This window comes from Pleomorphomonas sp. PLEO, assembly GCF_041320595.1.
Lineage (GTDB): Bacteria > Pseudomonadota > Alphaproteobacteria > Rhizobiales > Pleomorphomonadaceae > Pleomorphomonas.
Genome location: NZ_CP166625.1, coordinates 2,446,946 through 2,466,309, shown reverse-complemented (window position 1 = coordinate 2,466,309; position 19,364 = coordinate 2,446,946). Strand labels below are relative to the sequence as shown.

General features: G+C 63.3%; 17 protein-coding genes. 10 read left to right on the top strand and 7 right to left on the bottom strand.

Annotated features, from left to right (window positions below; all coding sequences use genetic code 11):
* The first annotated feature begins 320 nt into the window (after positions 1-320).
* Complete coding sequence (locus tag AB6N07_RS11440; RefSeq protein WP_370677931.1) at positions 321-1,097, top strand: class I SAM-dependent methyltransferase; 777 nt, start codon at positions 321-323, stop codon at positions 1,095-1,097.
* 5 nt (positions 1,098-1,102) lie between these two features.
* On the opposite strand, the gene AB6N07_RS11435 is transcribed toward AB6N07_RS11440, so the two are convergent.
* Both AB6N07_RS11435 and AB6N07_RS11430 read right to left on the bottom strand, forming a co-directional pair.
* Positions 1,103-2,386, bottom strand: a complete 1,284-nt coding sequence (locus AB6N07_RS11435) for an ATP-binding protein (protein WP_370677930.1) — start codon at positions 2,384-2,386, stop codon at positions 1,103-1,105.
* Positions 2,383-3,084 carry a response regulator gene (locus AB6N07_RS11430; RefSeq protein ID WP_370677929.1) on the bottom strand — a complete coding sequence of 234 codons (702 nt, stop codon included), beginning with the start codon at positions 3,082-3,084 and terminating at the stop codon, positions 2,383-2,385. Before AB6N07_RS11430 ends, AB6N07_RS11435 begins: the two co-directional genes overlap by 4 nt.
* Before the next feature lie 273 nt (positions 3,085-3,357).
* Here AB6N07_RS11430 and AB6N07_RS11425 point away from each other — a divergent pair, with 273 nt between their 5' ends.
* The 9 genes from AB6N07_RS11425 (at position 3,358) to AB6N07_RS11385 (ending at position 15,096) form a co-directional block, all read left to right on the top strand.
* A complete protein-coding gene (locus AB6N07_RS11425) occupies positions 3,358-4,785 on the top strand; it encodes an efflux transporter outer membrane subunit (protein ID WP_370677928.1) in 1,428 nt (475 codons plus the stop codon).
* Positions 4,782-5,867 (top strand): efflux RND transporter periplasmic adaptor subunit, encoded by a 1,086-nt coding sequence (locus tag AB6N07_RS11420; protein ID WP_370677927.1) that lies wholly within the window; start codon positions 4,782-4,784, stop codon positions 5,865-5,867. The genes AB6N07_RS11425 and AB6N07_RS11420 overlap by 4 nt, the downstream gene beginning before the upstream one ends.
* Entirely contained in the window at positions 5,864-8,920 is a 3,057-nt protein-coding gene (locus AB6N07_RS11415; RefSeq protein WP_370677926.1) for an efflux RND transporter permease subunit, read from the top strand. The genes AB6N07_RS11420 and AB6N07_RS11415 overlap by 4 nt, the downstream gene beginning before the upstream one ends.
* Before the next feature lie 456 nt (positions 8,921-9,376).
* Positions 9,377-10,252 (top strand): amino acid ABC transporter permease, encoded by an 876-nt coding sequence (locus AB6N07_RS11410; RefSeq protein WP_370677925.1) that lies wholly within the window; start codon positions 9,377-9,379, stop codon positions 10,250-10,252.
* A complete protein-coding gene (locus AB6N07_RS11405; protein ID WP_370677924.1) occupies positions 10,249-11,052 on the top strand; it encodes an amino acid ABC transporter ATP-binding protein in 804 nt (267 codons plus the stop codon). The genes AB6N07_RS11410 and AB6N07_RS11405 overlap by 4 nt, the downstream gene beginning before the upstream one ends.
* A gap of 27 nt (positions 11,053-11,079) precedes the next feature.
* Positions 11,080-12,216 carry an N-methyl-L-tryptophan oxidase gene (gene solA, locus AB6N07_RS11400; RefSeq protein WP_370677923.1) on the top strand — a complete coding sequence of 379 codons (1,137 nt, stop codon included), beginning with the start codon at positions 11,080-11,082 and terminating at the stop codon, positions 12,214-12,216.
* 95 nt (positions 12,217-12,311) lie between these two features.
* On the top strand, positions 12,312-13,232 hold the full coding sequence (locus AB6N07_RS11395; RefSeq protein WP_370677922.1) for an ABC transporter substrate-binding protein: 921 nt from the start codon (positions 12,312-12,314) through the stop codon (positions 13,230-13,232).
* A gap of 33 nt (positions 13,233-13,265) precedes the next feature.
* Positions 13,266-14,027 (top strand): glutamine amidotransferase, encoded by a 762-nt coding sequence (locus tag AB6N07_RS11390; protein WP_370677921.1) that lies wholly within the window; start codon positions 13,266-13,268, stop codon positions 14,025-14,027.
* A gap of 79 nt (positions 14,028-14,106) precedes the next feature.
* On the top strand, positions 14,107-15,096 hold the full coding sequence (locus AB6N07_RS11385) for a LacI family DNA-binding transcriptional regulator (protein ID WP_370677920.1): 990 nt from the start codon (positions 14,107-14,109) through the stop codon (positions 15,094-15,096).
* 18 nt (positions 15,097-15,114) lie between these two features.
* Here the strand turns inward: AB6N07_RS11385 and AB6N07_RS11380 are convergent, their stop codons facing one another.
* From AB6N07_RS11380 to AB6N07_RS11360, 5 genes are all read right to left on the bottom strand, one after another.
* Positions 15,115-15,519: a type II toxin-antitoxin system VapC family toxin gene (locus tag AB6N07_RS11380; protein ID WP_370678222.1), complete on the bottom strand. Its 405-nt coding sequence runs from the start codon at positions 15,517-15,519 to the stop codon at positions 15,115-15,117.
* A gap of 5 nt (positions 15,520-15,524) precedes the next feature.
* The gene (locus AB6N07_RS11375; RefSeq protein ID WP_370677919.1) at positions 15,525-15,794 is read right to left on the bottom strand and encodes an antitoxin; all 270 of its coding nucleotides are present in this window, start codon (positions 15,792-15,794) and stop codon (positions 15,525-15,527) included.
* 75 nt (positions 15,795-15,869) lie between these two features.
* Complete coding sequence (locus AB6N07_RS11370; RefSeq protein WP_370677918.1) at positions 15,870-17,102, bottom strand: class I SAM-dependent methyltransferase; 1,233 nt, start codon at positions 17,100-17,102, stop codon at positions 15,870-15,872.
* Positions 17,099-17,875, bottom strand: coding sequence for a DUF1365 domain-containing protein (locus tag AB6N07_RS11365; protein ID WP_370677917.1), 777 nt, complete (start codon positions 17,873-17,875; stop codon positions 17,099-17,101). Before AB6N07_RS11365 ends, AB6N07_RS11370 begins: the two co-directional genes overlap by 4 nt.
* Positions 17,872-19,212 carry an NAD(P)/FAD-dependent oxidoreductase gene (locus AB6N07_RS11360; protein WP_370677916.1) on the bottom strand — a complete coding sequence of 447 codons (1,341 nt, stop codon included), beginning with the start codon at positions 19,210-19,212 and terminating at the stop codon, positions 17,872-17,874. Before AB6N07_RS11360 ends, AB6N07_RS11365 begins: the two co-directional genes overlap by 4 nt.
* Between the last annotated feature and the right edge of the window lie 152 nt (positions 19,213-19,364).

The following is a 19,364-nucleotide window of genomic DNA, read 5'->3' as shown; positions in this document are numbered from 1 at the left end:
CAACGGCCGCCTGACGGACGGCCACGGGCCGACGCTATTCGGTGTGACAATCATTAGCAACATAATGTTGCAAATTAGGTGTTGCTACGACGGCTTCCCCGGCAATGTCGCGCCGAAGGTGGAAAGCCAGTTTCAGACACCCAGCACGGTCGTTGGAGGGTCGAGGAAATCAGCAAAAGCCGATATCGCGTCGAGGTAGCCCACAATCCTCAGGCAAGCTGCCACGGACGAACCAAAGCGGGTCTCATGCCACTTACCTCGTTTATCCATTTGCCGCATTGCTTGCCTATGACAGGATGGTTGCGACAAAGGAGGATAAGATGCGCCATCAGGACGGCAGCGCCGGCGATGCCGATTACGGCCGGATCGGACAATCCTATAGCGCCTACCGCCAGCCCGATCCGCGCATCGCCGCCAGGATCGTGGAGGCGCTCGGCCCGGCTGGAACGGTGCTCAACATCGGGGCCGGCGCCGGCTCCTATGAGCCTGAAGATCGCGAGGTCACCGCCGTCGAGCCATCGGCTTCGATGCGGGCGCAGCGACCGGCACACCTCGCCCCAGCCATCGATGCCACCGCCGAGCACCTGCCGTTCGCCGACGACAGCTTCGACGCGGCCATGGCGAGCTTCACCATCCACCAGTGGACCGACCTAGCGGCCGGCCTGCGCGAAGTGCGCCGCGTCACCCGTGGGCCGGTGGTCATCCTCACCTGCGATCCTCAGGAGGTGGAAGCCTTCTGGTTGAACGATTACGCGCCGAAAGTGCTCGCCACCGAGGCACGCCGCTATCCCACGTTTGAAAGAATAGCCGAGGGCCTCGGCACTCCGATCGAACGCATCGCCGTACCGATCCCCTTCGATTGCCGCGACGGCTTCAACGAAGCCTATTACGGCCGGCCGGAGAAGCTGCTCGAACCGGCGGCGCGCCTGTCCTGCTCGGCCTGGAGCTTCATCACCCCCGAAGAGGCGAACGCCGCCGTCGCCACCCTCGCCGCCGACCTCAAGTCTGGTGCCTGGGACGCGAAATATGGCGCCTTGCGTCAGCAGCCCACCTACCTCGGCTCGCTCTACCTGCTGGTTTCGGCCGGCAAACCATAGCTCCGCTAGCCGGCTGCCCATTGGCTCGTCGAGGAAATAGTCAGCACCACGCGCAATCCGCCGCTAGCCGCCGGCTCCGCCGTCGCGGTGCCGCCGTGCCGTTCGATCGCCTGACGGGCAATGGCCAGCCCAAGGCCGTGGCCTGGGGTGGATAGATTGTCCGATGCCCGCGCAAAGACGCGGAAAATGCTCTCGAGTTCTTCCTCCCGGACACCCGGGCCATTGTCGCAAACCTCCAGTTTGAGACAGCCGCCCTCGACCGATGTACGGACCATGACCTCGGCATCCGGGTTGGAGAACTTGACGGCGTTGCGGATCACATTCTCGATGGCCCGATAGATCAGCTCGCCATTGACGTCGGCGATAAACGAGGCGACGCCCTGGTAAGTCACCGTGACGCCCCGAGCGCCCCCCTCAAAGCACGCATCCTCGATGATCTCGGTGACCAGATCGATGATGTCCAGTTTCTGGCGCGAAAGCCCCTTGCTGTCGGAAGCGCTGAGGCGCGCCAACGTCAGAATCTCCTCGACCAATTCGTCAAGCCGTCCGATTTCCCCTTCCATGCGATCGAGCATGTCCTCAAGGCGCGTCGGGCTCTTCCTCAGCACACCGATAACCGCTTGCAGACGCGATAGCGGCGAACGCAGTTCATGGGAGACGTAGTGGAACAATCGTTCTCTGCCCTGCTGGAACTCCTGCAGGCGGGCCGCCGTCTGGTCGAAATCGCGGCCGAGCATGGCCAGTTCGTCCCGCTGCTTGGGGTCGGGGGCGATGCGGCGGCTGAAGTCGCCACGGGCCAAGCCGCTGAGACCGTCGCTGAGCTTGCCGAGCGGCCCCATGAAGTATCGGACGATCCAGAAGGCCGCGCCAAGGCTGGTCAGGACCGACACCAAAAGTGGCGCCAGCTTGGGAATCTGCGCGGACAGCCAGCTCTCTCGCGGAGCATTCAACCTCAACCGCCAGCAGACATCATCGCGCAGGACCAACCGTTGAGCGGTTTCGTCGTCAACAGAACCGCTGCAAGCCGAAGGCAAAGCTTCCTGGGAGAGAACAAGGCGCACCGAAGGATCGACGGCTGCGGTTTGACGCGCAAAGGCAACCACCGCCCCTTGTCCATCGAGGACCAGAAGCTTGGCGGCCGTTGCCAGGACAAACTCCTGTTTTGCCAGGATTTTCTGGTCATTGGGAGGAAAGACCCCAACCGCGTAGCTAATCCCGAACACGAGGGCGGTTGCCAAGGCGGTGACCAGCCAGACGACGACCGAAAGCCTCAGGAACAATCGGCTCATTGGGGCAAACCGTCCTTGATCAGCTGATAGCCTTGGCCGCGAACGGCGCGAATCCACGACTGTCCGTCCGGATGCAACCCTAGCTTCTGGCGGACGGAGCTGATGTGAACGTCGATCCGCCGGTCGAACGGCGTCAGCGGCCGGCCGAACGCCCGTTTCGACAAATCCTGCTTTGACACCAACTGGCCGGCGCTGCGCGCCAGCACCTCAAGGAGGTTGAACTCCGCGCCGGTGAGTTCGAGCGGATGGCTGCACCATTCCGCCGTCCGCTTACCCGGCATGAGAATGAGCGGCCCGGCCCGAACGATCTCCACGGCATCCTCGTGCCCAGGGGACTGCGCCGTCCGGCGCAAAATCGCCCGAAGGCGAGCGGCGAGTTCGCCCGGCGAGCACGGCTTGGGCACATAGTCGTCGGCGCCCAGGTTGAGGCCGGAAATACGATCGACCTCGTCGCCGCGTGCCGTCAGCATCAACACAGGGACATTGCTGGTCCGGCGGATCCGCTGGAGCGCTTCTATACCATTCATGCGTGGCATCATCACATCGAGGACGACGATATCGACCGTTTCCGCCTGCAGAAAATCGAGGCCCTTCTTGGCATCCTCAAAACAAGTAACCTCGAAATCCTCGGCGCAGAGATAGTCTCTGAGCAAAGTCGTAAGCTCGTTGTCGTCGTCTATGAGGAGAACTTTCACCATGGCGGACCCGAAGTCATAACGCTTCCATCAGGTCTCGATCGTTTCCACCAGTGGCAGACGGAAACAGGATGTTCGACCGGTCACGACTTGTCGGGCCAAATCCTGCTCTGTCCGGGGCGGTCCCGATTGAGCGATAAGCGTATCATATTTCTCAGCGACAATAGCTGCTTCGCGGCCGCCGGTCGCAAACTTTACATATCTTTTCCTTGCCCTTACCGCACTTAACATACGCCCTGCTATCGGTTCGTCGCGACCTTATCGGGAATGAACCAAATGAAAATCGAGCTCGCCTGGCTGACCTCGGCTGCCCTCGTCGCAGGCTGCGCAAATCTGCCAATGGCCGAGCCGCCCAAATTGGACCTGTCCGCAAATTGGCATGCAACACTTCCCCACCAGGGAAAGACCGCTAACCTGGTCGCCTGGTGGGGAAGCTTCAAAGATCCGGCACTGACCGAGTTGATGGCGGTGGCCGAGGCTAACAGCCCGAGCCTTGAATCGGCTGTGGCGGCGATCGACAAGGCAAGGGCGACCGAAGCCTCGACACGCTCCGGCTTGCTTCCGTCTCTGACCGGCAGTGGATCGTTCGAGCGTAGCGGCACCAGCGGCTCGGCCGAAAACAAGATAGCGGCGTCGAATACGAGCAGCGGCGGTCTCGACTCCTCCTGGGAGATCGATCTTTTTGGCAAGACGCGCGCGCAAGCCTCGGCTGACCATGCCCGTATCGAGGAAAAGGTCGCCGATTGGCACGACGCCCGCGTTTCGCTGGCGGCGGAAATCGCCGACGACTATGTCCAATACCGCGGCTGCCGCCTTCTCGAGCAGGCCTATCGGCAAGAGCTCCAGTCTCAGCGGGAGACAATTTCCGCCACGCAGACCTCGACGGAATCGGGGTTCAAATCCACGTCCGACCTTGCCCTCGCCCGTGCCAGCGCGGCCAGCTCCTCGTCGACGCTGATCTCGCAACAGGCCGAATGCGACGTTCTGGTCAAGACGCTGTCCGAACTCGCCGCGGTCGACGAAACCAAGGTGCGCAAGATCCTCGGCTCGCAGACCGGACGCATTCCCACCCCACCCCACATCCAGGTGACCAGCGTTCCCGCCGATCTTCTGCGCCAGCGGCCCGACGTCGCCAGCTACGAGCGGGAGATGGCAGCCACTCTGTATGAGGTCGGCTATGCGAAGGCGGACCTCTATCCAAGCCTGTCTCTGTCGGGCGACCTGACGATCAGCCATTCCACCCTGACCGGCCAATCCATTCCGTGGTCGTTCGGCCCGTCGGTGTCCATTCCGCTGTTCGATGGCGGCTCCCGCCGCGCCGCCGTCAAGAGCGCCGAAGCCGCCTATCGCTCGGCGGTCGCCAGCTACAAGTCCGGCGTTCTCTCCGCCGTCGACGACGTGGAAACGGCGATGGTGCGGGTGGACTCCACCACCCGCCGCATTGGCGACAGCGCGAGCGCCGCCAGCAATTACCGAACCTATTTCAAGGCCATCGACGACAACTGGCGCGCCGGCGGAACAAGCCTTCTCGATCGAGAATCGGCGCGGCGCGACGCCCTGTCGGCCGAAGTGACGCTGATCGAGGTGAGGCGGGACGCCGTGCGCTACTGGATCGCGCTCTACAAGGCGCTCGGCGGTGGTTGGCAAAAGTCTCCCATCACCTTGGCTGCCGTGCCATCCGAGTCTCAAGGAACATCCGAATGAACCCGCGCGTCCTTGTTTCCACGTTGCTCGTCTCGATCGCGGCTTGTGGTCTTCTGCCCGCCGCAAACGCCCAGCAGGCCGACACCACCGCTTCGAGCAGCGCCCTCACCGTGCGCACGGTGCAGCCTCAGGTCATGCAGTGGGCGGAATCGGTGCCGGCCAGCGGTTGGCTCAAGGCCTGGCATGAAGCACAGATCGAAGCCGAAATCGGTGGCTACCGGATTACCGACGTTCTGGTGGATGTAGGAAGCGTCGTCACCAAGGGCCAGGAACTCGCACATCTGTCCCAGGACGCGGTTCTGGCCGATCTGCATAAGCAGGAGGCGGCCGTGGCCAAGGCCACCGCCGATCTCGCCAAAGCCAAGACCGACGCCGATCGGGCGCGCCAGGTAACCGGCACCGGCGCGCTGTCGGCCCAGCAGATCAACGAATACATCATCACCGAACAGACGGCCCAGGCGACTCTGGACTCCGAGAAGGCGGCGTTGGATAGCGAACAGATCAAACTCTCTCAGACGGTCATCCGGGCCGTTGACGACGGAATGATCTCCTCGCGATCGGCAACGCTGGGTGCCGTGGTTTCCTCGGGAACCGAGCTGTTCCGTCTCATCAGGCAGCAGCGGGTGGAGTGGCAGGCCGAGGTCGCAGCACGCGATCTTCTCAACGTTCACGCCGGCCTCGGCGCCCACATCGACGTACCCAACGGCACGAAGATCGAAGGGCGCGTCCGGCTGGTGTCGCCAACCGTCGACACCGACACGGGACGCTCGGTCATCTACGTGGAGCTGCCGGTCGACAATATCGCCCGGGTTGGCCTGTTCGCTTCTGGCGGCATCGATCTCGCGACGACCCCCGCCCTAACCGTGCCGGAGACCGCGCTCGTCTTCCGCGACGGGCTCAATTACGTCTTCACGGTCGATGGCAATCGCAAGGCGAACCGGATCCTGGTCGAGATTGGACGTCGGCAGCAGGATCGCGTCGAGATCGTCTCGGGTCTCGCGGCCGACGCCAACGTGATCGAGTCGGGCGGCGCTTTCCTCTCGGACGGCGTTGAGGTCGACGTGGAGAACAGCGGCAAATGAATATCTCCGCCTGGTCGATCCGCAACCCTGTTCCGCCCATCCTACTGTTTATCCTGCTGACCGCCTGCGGGTTGTTGGCCTTCGACCGGCTGGCCGTCCAGAAGTTCCCCGACATGGACCTGCCGACGGTCAAGATCTCGGCGTCCCTGGAAAGCGCGGCGCCAGCCCAGCTTGAGACGGAAGTGGCGCGCAAGATCGAGGACGAACTCGCCTCGCTCAGCAAGCTCGACCACATCACCACCACGATCACCGACGGCTCCGTCTCGATCAGCGTGTCCTTCCAACTTGAAAAGGACGGCGAAGAAGCCCTCAACGAGGTCCGAAACGCCGTCGACAGCGTCACCGACCTGCCCGCGTCCATGGAGACGCCGAGCGTTTCCAAGGTGACGGTCCAGAACTCGCCTCTCTTGGTCTACGCTGTAAAGTCGTCGAAACTGAACGAGACGGAACTTTCCTGGCTCATCGACAACGATTTCAAGAAGGCGCTGCTCGCCGTGCACGGCGTCGGCGACGTCAAACGGGTGGGTGGCATCGACCGCGAAGTCCATGTCGACCTCGATCCGGTGATCGCGGCCTCGCTCGGGGTGACGGCGTCCGACATTTCCGACCAGTTGAAGTCGGTCCAGGTCAATTCCTCCGGCGGACGCGGCGAGATCGGCGGCTTGCGCCAGACCATCCGTACGCTCGGCGCGGTCGCTTCGGTTCAGGAAATCGCCGCTCTTCCGATACCCTTAGCCAACGGCAAGCAGGTACGGCTCGACCAGATCGCAACGGTCAGCGACAGTTTCTCCGATCGGAGCTCGCTTGCCTATTTCGATGGCCAGCCGGTGATCGCGGTCGAGGTCTATAGATCGAACGGCTATAGCGACTACGGCGTCAACAATGACCTCGGCTCGGTGATCGCCGACTTTGCAAAGGCGCATCCGGAGATATCGCTCACCCCCGCCTACACGACGGTGACGCCGATCATCTCCAACTACGACAGTTCCATGGAGATGCTCTACGAAGGCGCCATCCTGGCCGTCATCGTCGTCTTCGCCTTCCTGCGCGACTGGCGTGCGACGATATTGTCGGCCGTCGCCTTGCCGCTGTCGATCATCCCGACCTTCCTGGCGATGTATTTCTTCGGCTACAGCCTGAACACGGTGTCGCTGCTGTCGCTGTCGCTGGTGGTGGGCATTTTGGTCGACGACGCCATCGTCGAGATCGAAAACATCTCTCGTCACTTGCGCATGGGCAAGAAGCCCTTTGACGCGGCAATGGAAGCAGCCGACGAAATCGGCATGGCGGTGATCGCCACCACCTTCACGCTGGTCGCGGTCTTCTTGCCGACCGCCTTCATGAGCGGCATCCCCGGCCTGATCTTCCGGCAATTTGGTATTACCGCCTCGGTGGCCGTCCTGGCCTCGCTGTTGGTTGCGCGCTTTCTGACGCCAATGATGGCCGCCTACACGCTCAAGCCCACGGCGGAGACCGAGAAAACCGGATGGGTGATGCACACCTATCTCCGCCTTGTGAAGGCCTGCCTGCGTTTTCGTTTTATCACCATGCTTGGCGTCGCCTTGTTCGTGGCTCTGTCGTTCAGCGCCATTCCGCTGCTCAAGACCGGGTTTATGACGGCGTCCGACGACGCGCAGACCAAGGTCACGCTGACCCTACCTCCCGGCAGCCGGCTCGAACAAACCGATAAGGTCGCCATGCTCGCCGCCGACCTTGTGTCCAGTGTCGCCGAGGTCCGGCAGGTCTTCGTCGCGGTCGGCACCGCCTCAAGTGGCGGCGGCCCGGATTCCTCGTCGACCTCCGATGTGACTTCGGCAACGCTGACGATCGACCTCACGCCCCTCAGCAAACGCAAACTCACTCAAGCACAGGTCGAAGACGAAGTGCGGCGCGCACTGAAACAGGTACCTGGCGTGCAGATCGAAGTGGGCAGCGGCGGCAGCGGCACCAAGCTTGAGCTGACGCTGGCCAGCGACGATTCCAGCGTTCTCGACCAGGCGGCGACCGAACTGGAAACCGAGTTACGAGGCCTCAAGGGCATCGGCGCCGTGACCTCCAGCGCCTCCCAGCAGGCGCCGGAAGTGCAGATCGTTCCCGATTTCGCTCGCGCCGCCAAGCTCGGCATCACCTCGGAGGCGATCGCAAAGGCAGTGCGCGTCGCCACCAACGGCGACTATTCGACCTCGATGTCCAAGCTCAATCTGCCGCAGCGGCAGATATCGATCCGCGTCCGCTTCGCGCCCAAGACGAAAACCGATCTCCAGTCGATTTCCCAAATCCGCATCGCCGGAACCAACGGTAAAGTAACGCTCGGCTCCATCGCTGCTATCCACATCGGCGGCAGCCCGGCGGAAATCGACCGTATCGATCGGTCGCGCAATGTCACGCTCACCGTCGAGCTCAACGGGCGGACATTGGGCGAGGTGAACACCGAGGCCAAGGCGCTTCCGGTCATGCGCAACCTTCCCACCGGCGTTCATCTCGTCGAGCAGGGCGAACTCCAGCGCATGTCCGAACTGTTCACCAGCTTCGGCACGGCGATGGCCATCGGCATCTTCTGCGTCTACGCGGTGCTGGTGCTTCTGTTCCACGACTTCCTCCAGCCCGTCACCATCCTGATGGCGCTGCCCTTGGCGCTTGGCGGTGCGCTTCTGCCCCTCCTCCTCACCGACACGAGCTTCTCGATGGCGGCGGTCATCGGCCTGCTCCTTCTCATGGGTGTCGTGACCAAGAACTCCATCCTGCTGGTGGAATATGCGATCGTCTCCCGACGCGGAGGCCTGGACCGGATCGAAGCCCTGGTCGACGCCTGCCACAAGCGAGCCCGCCCCATTGTCATGACGACCATCGCCATGGCCGCCGGCATGGCGCCAGCGGCCCTCAGCCTGGGCGGCAGCGACCCCAGCTTCCGTCAGCCGATGGCCATCGTCGTCATCGGCGGGGTGATCACTTCGACCATACTCAGCCTGATCGTCATCCCCGTTATCTTCACCTTCATCGACGATTTCCTCGGCGTCATCCGCCGGCTGTTCGGCAAGAAACAGACGGTATGAACTAGCCCGGTCGCGTAAGGTCGCCGTGTTGAAGTCGCGGCGACCTTACGCGACCGGCGGAAATAACCTGGCGTGGCCGACGGGGCGCCGTCCCGCTTGGCCCGCGGCCTCGCAAGCAGCGAACGCCGCCATCTCCTCGCCGAACTCAAGTCCGGCGCCTCGAATGCCGATCGCCGTGCCCTGACCCGGCAGCTCCCCGCCCCCCTGCCTCTTGATCTCCACCGGCAAAGCTGGCTGACGCGCGCGTGACGGGCCTGCCCGACGGCGAACCGGCTACGCATTTCAATGGCTTCGAGTTGGGGCCAGCCTGCACACGCAAGACGGCCATCCATCATGGACCGCCACGCGGGGCGCCTTCACGCCCCCCAATGCCGCCTAAGTGAAAATGCGAACGAATCGCAGTTGACAAGATATCGATTTCACGTACTCTGAAATCGATATCTGAGCGGGGTACACATGACAAACGCGTCTCCCTCCACCGTCAGCGGCGCCCAAGATTATCTCTCCGGAAAGCCTCGAGCCCTCGGTCGTGGCAAGCGTATCGGCATCACTTCGATCGTTGTTTTCGCAGTCGCCGCACTGGCCGCCTACATCATGACCAGCGGCGCCTTCAACTGGACGATCATCTGGGCGTTCCTCCTCCACCCGGCGATCCTGTCCGGGCTGGTGATGACGCTGGAACTGACGGCGCTGTCGATGATCGTCGGCGTCCTGCTCGGCGTCGCTCTGGCGGTCATGGCCGTCTCGCGTTATCCGGCGGTCTCGGCCGCTTCGATGCTCTACGTCTGGATGTTCCGAGGCACGCCGCTGCTGGTGCAGCTGATCTTCTGGTTCAACATCGCGCTGGTGTTCCCCACCGTCGGCTTCGGTGGCTGGTCGATCTCGGTCAATATGCTGGTGACGCCCTTCATGGCCGCACTGTTGGGGCTGGGCCTCAACGAAGCCGCTTACATGTCGGAAATCGTCCGCGCCGGCATCAGCTCGGTCGACAAGGGGCAGCGTGAGGCCGCCCAGAGCGTCGGCCTCGGGGGCGGACAGGTGATGGCGCACATCATCCTGCCCCAGGCATTGAAGGTGATCATTCCACCGACCGCCAACCAGACCATCGGCATGCTGAAGAACACATCCCTGGTCTCGGTCATCGGCGCCCAGGAGCTGCTGACCAAGAGCGAGGACATTTACGCTCGCAATTTCCAGGTTATCGAGCTCTTGATCGTCGCTTCGCTCTGGTACCTGGCGCTGACCACCATTGCCTCGGGCATCCAGTTCTGGCTGGAGCGCCGCTTCGGGGACGACCGGGCCATCCGACGTGTCGTGGGAGAACTGCCATGAACGCGCTGGCTCCCGCCATCACCGCCCGTACGGTCGACGCCCCCGTCATGCTGCGTGCCCGCGACATCACCAAGTCTTTCGGAGAGCATCTGGTTCTCAAAGGGGTTTCCCTCGAGGTCAAACGGGGCGAGGTCGTCTGCATCATCGGTCCCTCAGGCTCGGGCAAGAGCACGTTCCTGCGCTGCCTCAACTTCCTCGAAACGCCCGATCTGGGCGGCGTCTGGGTCGATGGCGAGCGTGTCGCCTGCCAGGAGATCGACGGCGTGCTCTGGGAAGTACCGGCAGCGGTGTTCGCCCGGCAGCGGGCGGCCATCGGCATGGTATTCCAGCGCTTCAATCTGTTTTCCAACCTGACCGCCGAGGACAACGTTGCCTTGGCACTGCGCTTGGTCAAGCGGATGCCGCGCCTCAAGGCCCGGGAGATCGCGCGATCGGTGCTGGCGTCCGTCGGTCTCGAACGCTTCATCCATCATCGTCCCTCGCAGCTGTCCGGCGGACAGCAGCAGCGCGTCGCCATCGCCCGCGCCGTGGCGATGGAACCCAAGGTGTTGCTGTTCGACGAGCCAACCTCGGCGCTCGATCCCGAACTCGTCCACGAGGTGCTGTCGGTGATGACCGGCCTCGCGCAGTCAGGGATGACCATGGTGGTGGTCACCCATGAAATCGGCTTTGCCCGCGAAGTCAGCGACCGCGTCGTGTTCATGGACGGTGGCGCCATCGTCGAGCAGGGCGTCTCGGGCGAGCTGCTCGCCAACCCAACCGAGCCGAGAACCAAAGCCTTTCTGTCGAAAATCAAGTGAATCCTCTTTCGTTTGGAGTGGCGAAGAATGGCCTCCAAGAGCATCGCAGTCGTTGGAGTTGGCGCCATGGGCAGCATGGCGCTGTGGCAGCTGGCCAAACGGGGATACCAGGTGGCGGGTTTCGACCGCATGGGCGTTCCCCACGACATGAGCGCCCATGGCGCCGAATCCAGGATCTTCCGCCTCGCCTACCGGGAGGGCCAACAGTACATCCCCCTGCTCAAGCAGTCGCTGGAGCTGTGGAAGGAATTGCAGGCCGGATCGGACCGCAAATTCCATTATCCCACCGGGTGCCTCTACATCGGCGATCGGGACGCCGACTGGCTCCTCGGCACCATTGAAGGCGCCCGCCAACACGATGTTCGCCACGAGGTTCTCGACGAGGCGGAACTGCATCACCGCTTCCCGCAGCACCGGCTGTCCGGCGGCGAGTTCGCGCTGTTCGACATCGACGGCGCCCTGCTTCGTCCCGAGTTGGGCGTTCGGGCGGCGGTCAAGGCAGCCAAGGCGGCGGGCGCCACCCTCACCGAAGGATGCGAGGTCGAGCGCATCGAGCCGGTCGCCGACGGCGTCGACATTACCGTGGACGGCACGACCCGGCGTTTCGACGCGGCGGTGGTCACTTGCGGCGCCTGGGGCACCCGGGCGATTTCCGTGCCGTCGCCGCGCTTCATCGCCCGGCGGCTGGTGGGAACCTGGTTCGGCGTCGACGATGTCAGAGCCTACCTGCCGGACCGCTTCCCGGTCTGTCTTCGGCGCACTTCAGAAATCGATTACTCAGGCTTTCCGTCGATGGACGGCTGGACGATCAAGATTATGCCGCCGGTCAATTTCCTGAGCAACATCAACCCTGACGAGGTCATTCGAACCGTCAGTCACGCCGACACGGCCATCATGCGCAAGGTTGCCCAGACACTGCTTGAAGGCGTCGATCCGGAGCCGGCCCGGTCCGGCGTCTATCTCGACGGCTTCACCACCGACGACCATCCGATCATCGATCACCACCCGGCAAGTGAGCGGATCGTCATTGCCGCCGGCTTCTCCGGCCACGGCTACAAGATGGCGCCCGCCGTCGGCGTTGCCATCGCCGATCTCATCGATGGCGGCGATGCCAGCTACATCAAGGCGCATTTCTCCGCCGATCGTCCCGCCCTATCGGCGTGATCGCGATCCAAAGACGATCGCGAATACCAAGAAATAAAAAAGGCCGCCAATAGGCCTGTCTACGCAGGGTCCAACAAAACCAGAGGAGAACGAAAATGCCAGCACTGAAATACTCGGCCGCCGCACTTGCATCCTTCGTCGTTTTGATGAGCAGCACCTACACGGCACTGGCCGAAGACTTGAAAATCGGCCCGACCGGCGAGACTCTATCCGTCGAAGCCTCTCCGGCCCTCGCCGAGAAACTGCCTGCCGATCTACGGGGCGGAACGCTGAAGATCGTCACCGATCCGAGCGCGCCTCCCTACACGTTCTACCAGGCCGACGGCTCGACGCTGACCGGCTCGGACGTTGACCTCGGCAACGCCATCGCCGCCAAGCTGGGGCTCAAGGCGGAATGGTCGACCGTCAAATTCCCCGGCATCATCGCCTCCATCGAGGCGGGACGCTTCGATCTGGCGATCACCTCCATGGGCGATACGCCGGCCCGCGAGCAGAAGGTCGACTTCGTCGACTATTCCACCGACGGCAATGCCATCGTCGTGGCGAAGGGCAATCCGCTCGGCATCAAGACCATCGCCGACCTCTGCGGCAAGAGCGCCGCCGTTCTCCAAGGCTCCGTCATGCAGGGGCTGGTCGAAAAGCAGAACGAGAAGTGCGGCGATAAGCCGATCAAGATCCAGGTGTTCCCCGACATCAACCAGGCCCTGCTTCAGGTGCGCACGCAACGCGCCGACGCCTCCATGTACCAGTACGGCGTCGCCGCCTACATCATCAAGACTTCGCCGGATGCGGCCAACCTCGAAGTTCTGTCCTTCGAGCAATACGGCAGCGGCTACAACGCCATGCCGTTCAAGAAGACCTCCACGGCCCTTCGCGACGCGGTCCAGGCCGCGCTCACCGAGATGAAGGCCGAGGGCAGCTACGGCAAGATCCTGGCCGCCTGGGGGATGGAGGCCAACGGCCTCGACAAGATCACAGTCAATGACGGTCTGCGCTTCAATCAGCCAAGCAACTGATCGGGCATACCGTCGCGCAGAGGAGAGTATATAATGGTAGTTCGCGTCCTGTACTGTGGAGATACCCAAGCCGAAACGCTGATCACGGCGAAAGGCATGGACACTTTCATCCACAACTACTATCGAGACTCGGCAAGAGTTCTGCGCGAGGCGCTCGCACCACGTCCGGGAATTGCGCTCACCCACATGCCGGCCGACAAGATCCGGGCTGATTTTCCGATGACGCCGGAGCAGTTCGCGCAATGGGACGTGATCATCCTCAGCGATGTCGGCTACAACAACTTCGCGCTTCTGCCCGGCAACCGGGAGCGCATCGTTCCCATGGGCCCGGACCGGGTGGGCAACTTCCGCAAGTGGGTGGAGAACGGCGGCGGCCTGATCATGGCCGGCGGCTACACCACCTTCTCGGGAATTGAAGGCAAGGGCATCTGGGGCGGCACGCCGATCGAGAAGGTCCTGCCGGTGCTCATCCAGCGTGGTATCGACGATCGCATCGAAACGCCCGATGGCGCCAAGCTCGACGTGCTCGTCACCGACCATCCGATCCTGAAGGACGTCACGTTCGACCCCGAACGCGTCATCCTCGGCTATAATCAGGTCGAGGCCAAACCCGAGGCGGACGTCCTGATGAAGGTGCGCGGCGACGTATTCATGGCCGTGGCCGAGTTCGGCAAGGGCCGGTCGATCGCCTACACCACCGACCCCGTCTATCACTGGTGCGGAAATCTCCACGAATGGGAGAATTACGGCCTTCTGTGGGAGCGGATGTGCAAGTGGGCGGCGCGTGAAATTTAGCGCCGGTTCTTGTAGAAATAGAATCGACCGGCCTTGATGGGGCCGGTCGATCGTTGATCTCGATCGCTGGGGTGAGGGCGTGACCGCCACAATCTACGACGTAGCCCGCCATGCCGGCGTATCGGTTGCAACGGTGTCGCGCGTTCTCAACGGTCTCAAGGTCCGCGAGGATCTGGTGGAGCGCGTCCAGGCGACGGTTTCCAGGCTCAACTACACGCCGAGCCGCACCGCGCAACGCATGCGAAAATCGACGTCGCACCTTTGGGCCCTGATCGTCCCGGATTTCGAAAACACCTTCTTCACCCGACTTGCCCGCGGTGTGGAGGAAATATGCCAGCCCCGCGACACCTGCGTGTTCATCGGCAGCTCCGACGACGATCCGGAGAAGGAACGCCGCTATCTGGAAGTGGCGCTGGCCGAACGGGTCGGCGGCGTGGTGATCGCCCCCTCCTCCGACACCACCGATCTCCAGCGGATTGTCGGTGCCGGCATTCCGGTGGTGGTGGTCGACCGGGCCGTGCCGAACGGCGCCTTTGACACCATCCTGACCGACAACACGGCGGGTGGACAGCTTGCCGCACAACATCTGCTCGCAGAGGGCTCCAAGGCTGTGGCTTGCGTGGTCGGCCCTGAAAATCCGACAAGTCAGGCCCGTCTGGACGGATTTCTCAGTTCCGCCAAGGCAAACCCACCGATCGAAGTCGTGAGAATAGAGCGCGGCAACAATCGCCTGGATGGCGGCTACCGGGCGATGCAGCGCATCATTCAATCGGGTGTGGCGTTCGATGCGATTTTCGTCACCAACAACCTGATGGCCGTCGGCGTCATCAAGGCGCTTGGCGACATGCTGCCCGAACGCAAGAACGACATCGCCATCGCCGGCTTCGATCTCAATGAGATCCCGTTGCTCAGCGGCGCCTATATCGCCTCCATCAATCAAGACCCCCACGAGATCGGCCGTATCGCCGGTGAGCGCATCCTGTTGCAACAGACCGGCGCACCGCCCGTTTGCTCGATTGCCCTTCGTCCAACGCTCGTGGCCGCCGCCGCCGAATTTGGCTGTCCGTAAAGCGGACGCGCAATTCATTCAGAGGCTCTCGCCCGACCCCAACCAGTTTTCGACTTTGAGCCCCTCAACCCGAGAGAACTCGCCGACATTGGCCGTCACCAGCACGGCGCCGAGCGTCAGCGCATGGGCGGCGATCAGCAGGTCGTTGGGGCCGATGGGGCGGCCAGCTTGTTCGAACTGGGCGCGGACGGCACCGTATTCGGCGTCAACAGGCACGTCGAGCGCCGCCACTTGCAAGCCGCCGAGGATTGCTTCGATCTGGGCCGTGAGCTTGGCTGAACCTTTCTTGGCGCAGCCATAACGCAGCTCCGCCGCCGTGATGATGCTGACGCAGATCGCGTCCGGCCCCACCGCCGCGATGCGTTCGGTCACAACGCCCTGCGGGTTGCGGGCAAGCTCGGACACGATGTTGGTGTCGAGCATGTAGATCACAGGTCGATATCCTTGACCGGCAGTAGCGTGGCATCGATCTCCGGGAACCGGTCGGCATCGGCAAGCGGCTGAAGCCCGGCCAACACGTCCAACAGGCTCTTGCGCGGCATCGGTTCGAGGATCAACCGGTCACCGTCGCGGTGGATCATGACCCGATCACCCGGCAGCTCGAAATCGGCCGGGATGCGTACGGCTTGGCTCTTGTTGTTGCGAAACAGCTTGGCCTCGCGAGGCGAAGCTGGTTCCTGGTGGCGCAGCTTGGACATACCGCCCCCTTTGCATATGCAAGTACATATACAAATTGCGACCGATATCGGCAAGCGATGCTTCCGTCTCGGCGCTTACTTCGGCACGCTGACCGGCTCCAGCGCGTAGAGGCTGACGTCGATCCGCCCAGTCCGGAAACCCGCCTCGCAATAGGCGAGGTAATAGGACCACAGGCGCTTGAAGGCGGCGGAATGGCCAAGGTCGGCGATCCTAGGCCATGCCGCCTCGAAGCGGTGCCGCCAGTCGGCGAGTGTCCTGGCGTAGGAGAGGCCGAAATCCAGCCTGTCGCGCAAGGCAAAGCCCGCCTCTTCGGCCACTTCGGCGAACACCGCCTTGCTGGGCAGCATGCCGCCGGGAAACACCATGGTCTGGATCATGTCGGGATGGCTGCGGTAATGCTCGAAGCGGTCGTCGGCGATGGTGATCACCTGCACCACGGCCCGGCCACCCGGCGTCAACGCCTCACGCAGCTTGTCGAAATAGCCGCGCCAATAGGCCTCGCCCACCGCCTCGAACATTTCGATCGACACGATGCGGTCGTATTGCCCTTGCACGTCGCGATAGTCGCGCAACTCCAGCGACACGCACTCGGCAAGGCCGCGCTCCTGCACCCTATCCTGACCGATGGCCAGTTGGGCCGGCGACAGCGTGATACCCTCGACCGACTGAGCACCGGCACCGACGAGATAGGCGGCAAGCCCGCCCCAGCCGCAGCCGATCTCCAGCACCGATTGGCCGCCGTCGAGCTGGAGCATGTCGGCGATGCGCTGAAACTTGCGCCTCTGGGCGGCTTCGAGATCGTCGCCCTGCTCGTAGAGCGCCGAGGAATAGATCATCTCCCGATCGAGCCACTCGGCATAGAAGGCATTGCCGAGGTCGTAGTGAGCCATGATGTTGCGCCGGCTGCCGCTCTTGGAATTGCGGCGCATCAGCATCAACAGGCGCTGGGTCAGCCGCACCGGCAGCGACGCCTCGGCAACCTTGACCAAGGTATCGAGATTGTCGGCGCACAGCGTGACGAACGCGACGAGATCGGGCGTATCCCAATCGCCGTCGACATAGGACTCGGCAAAGCCGACATCGCCGCCGGTCAGCAAACGCCCGACCGCCCGCCAGCGCAGGATCCTGAGTTCGGCCGTCGCCCCAGGCAGATGCCCGACCGCGGTAAGACAGGTGCCGTCGGGCAGCACGACCGACAGACGCCCGCGCTCGACCTTGCCAAGCATGCGCTTGACGAAGGCGACGCGCAGCGGGGTCGGTAACGCCAGGCTGACGATCGACGGGGCGAGCGTGGAGAGTGACGTCATCCGGAAGACCTTTCCGTGGGATTGAAGCCTTTGGGACCGCCACCGGGGCGGGGATGGAAGGGGACGCGCTTCAGCCACAGCTTCAGCGCCTCCCAGTGGATGCCGGCCACCACCTTCAGCGTCATCAACGGGAAGCGGACGAGCAGACGGGCGATGGCGCGATCGGTGAGGTCTTCGCGCCTCAGGGCCATCGAGGCGGAGAGCATCAGGCCCTCGCCATCGTGATCCTCGATGGCGACGGTGAAGCGCTCGGCCGGCGGCTTGACGTGGAAGCGGTAGTGCATCGCCATCGGCAGGAAGGGCGAGACGTAGAAATCCTTGGTCGCCGAATGATGGATGGTGCCGGCCGTATCAAGCCCGACGTTGGCGGCATAGTGGTGCATGCCGCCGAAGGTGTTGCGGACCTCGTAGATCAGCGCCGCCAGCCGACCGTCGGCGTTGCGGCAGAAATAGACGCTGAACGGATTGAACACGAAGCCGAGAAGGCGTGGCATGGCGATCAGCGTCAGGCCGGCGCCATCCCATTCGAGGCGATGCTCGAGAGCAAGACTCCGGATGCGCGCGGCAAGAGCGCCCTCCCCGGCCGGCCCGTGGTCGGCTTCGTGGAAGGACAGAATATTCCAGCGGTTGACCGACAGGAAGCGGCAAGCCCGGCCGAGATCGCCTAGCCGACGGAGATCGGCATGCAGCATGTAGACGCCGTATTTGAGGCTATGCGGCGCCGGGCGAAGCCGTCGATGAAAGACCTGGCCGGCGTAGAGGGCTGAGGTCATGCTGCCGCCTCGCCCCAAATGCCAGGACCCAAATGGATGCGGCCGGATTCGCTCTCAACCGACCATGGCCGGCGTACGCCGCCCATCGCCTCGGCGGCGGCAAGGCCCGCTTGCAAGCCGTCCTCGTGGAAACCGGCCCCGAAATAGGCGCCGGCGTACCAGACGTTGCCGACACCCTGGATCGTCCACAGTTGCCTCTGCGCCTCGATGGCCGGCTGGTCGAACAACGGATGCTCGTAGTCGAACTGGCAGTAGATCCGGTCGGGGCTCGGCTCAACGAGCGGGTTGAGCGTCACGAACAGCGGTACCGAGGGGTCGATATGCTGCAACCGGTTCATCCAGTAGGTGACCGACGGGCCGGACGAGTGGTCGCTGGTCGCCAGATAGTTCCAGGCCGACCAGGCGGCGCGGCGGCGCGGCATCAGGCGCGGATCGCCATGCAGAACGGCAAGGTTGCGGCTGTAGCGGAAGGCGCCGAGAACGCGACGCTCCACCTCGGTGGGCGCTTTGACGACCGCCAATGCCTGATCGGCATGGCAGGCGAGGAGCACCTTGTCGAACCGACGCTGGCTCGCTCCATCCTCGATCACCACGCCGGCGGCCGAGCGCTCGACGATCTTCACGTCGCGGCCGATCATCATCCGTCCGGTGAGCGGTTCGGACAGCCGCGACACATAAGCGCGGCTGCCGCCCTTCACCGTTCGCCATTGCGGTCGGTCGCGCAGCTTTAGCAGGCCATGGTTGTCGCAGAAGCGGATGAAGGCCTCGGCCGGGTAGGCGCCGACGTCGGCGGCGGGCGTCGACCAGATGGCCGCCGCCATCGGATAGAGATGATCCTCGCGGAAGGCGCGGCCATAACCGTTGGCATCGAGATAGGCGGCGAGCGTCATCCCGTCGAGCTGGTCGACATCGCGCGGCGCACGCCGGTAGAACCGCAGGAGATCGGCGATCATGGCGTAGAAGCGTGGCCGCAGAATATTGACAGGCTGGGCGAACAGGCCGGCAAGATCGGAGCCGGCGTATTCCAGACGGCCGTCGTCGATCGACACCGCGAACGACATTTCGGTCGCCTCCGTCTCGACGCCGAGATGGCGAAACATCGCCGTGAGGTTGGGATATGTCGGCTCGTTGTAGACGATGAAGCCGGTATCGACCGGGATGGAGGCGCCCTCGGTCGGGGCCAGCACGGTATTGCTGTGGCCGCCCAGCCGGCGGTCTACCTCATAGACCGTCACGTCGTGGCGGCTGGCAAGCAGCCAGGCCGCCGACAGGCCGGCGATGCCTGATCCAACGACCGCGATCTCGAGCCGTTTGTCGACTCTTGTCTCTTCGACCATGTGAACACCCGCTTGTCCCTGAATTTGCTGTACGATCCATTTTACGATGCTCCCACTGCGAGAGATCACCTGCCTGGAGACGAATTTTATCGGAAGTGAACCACGAGTGATCCATCGCCGCGGGCGACGCGTAGAAAAGGCATGAGACGTGG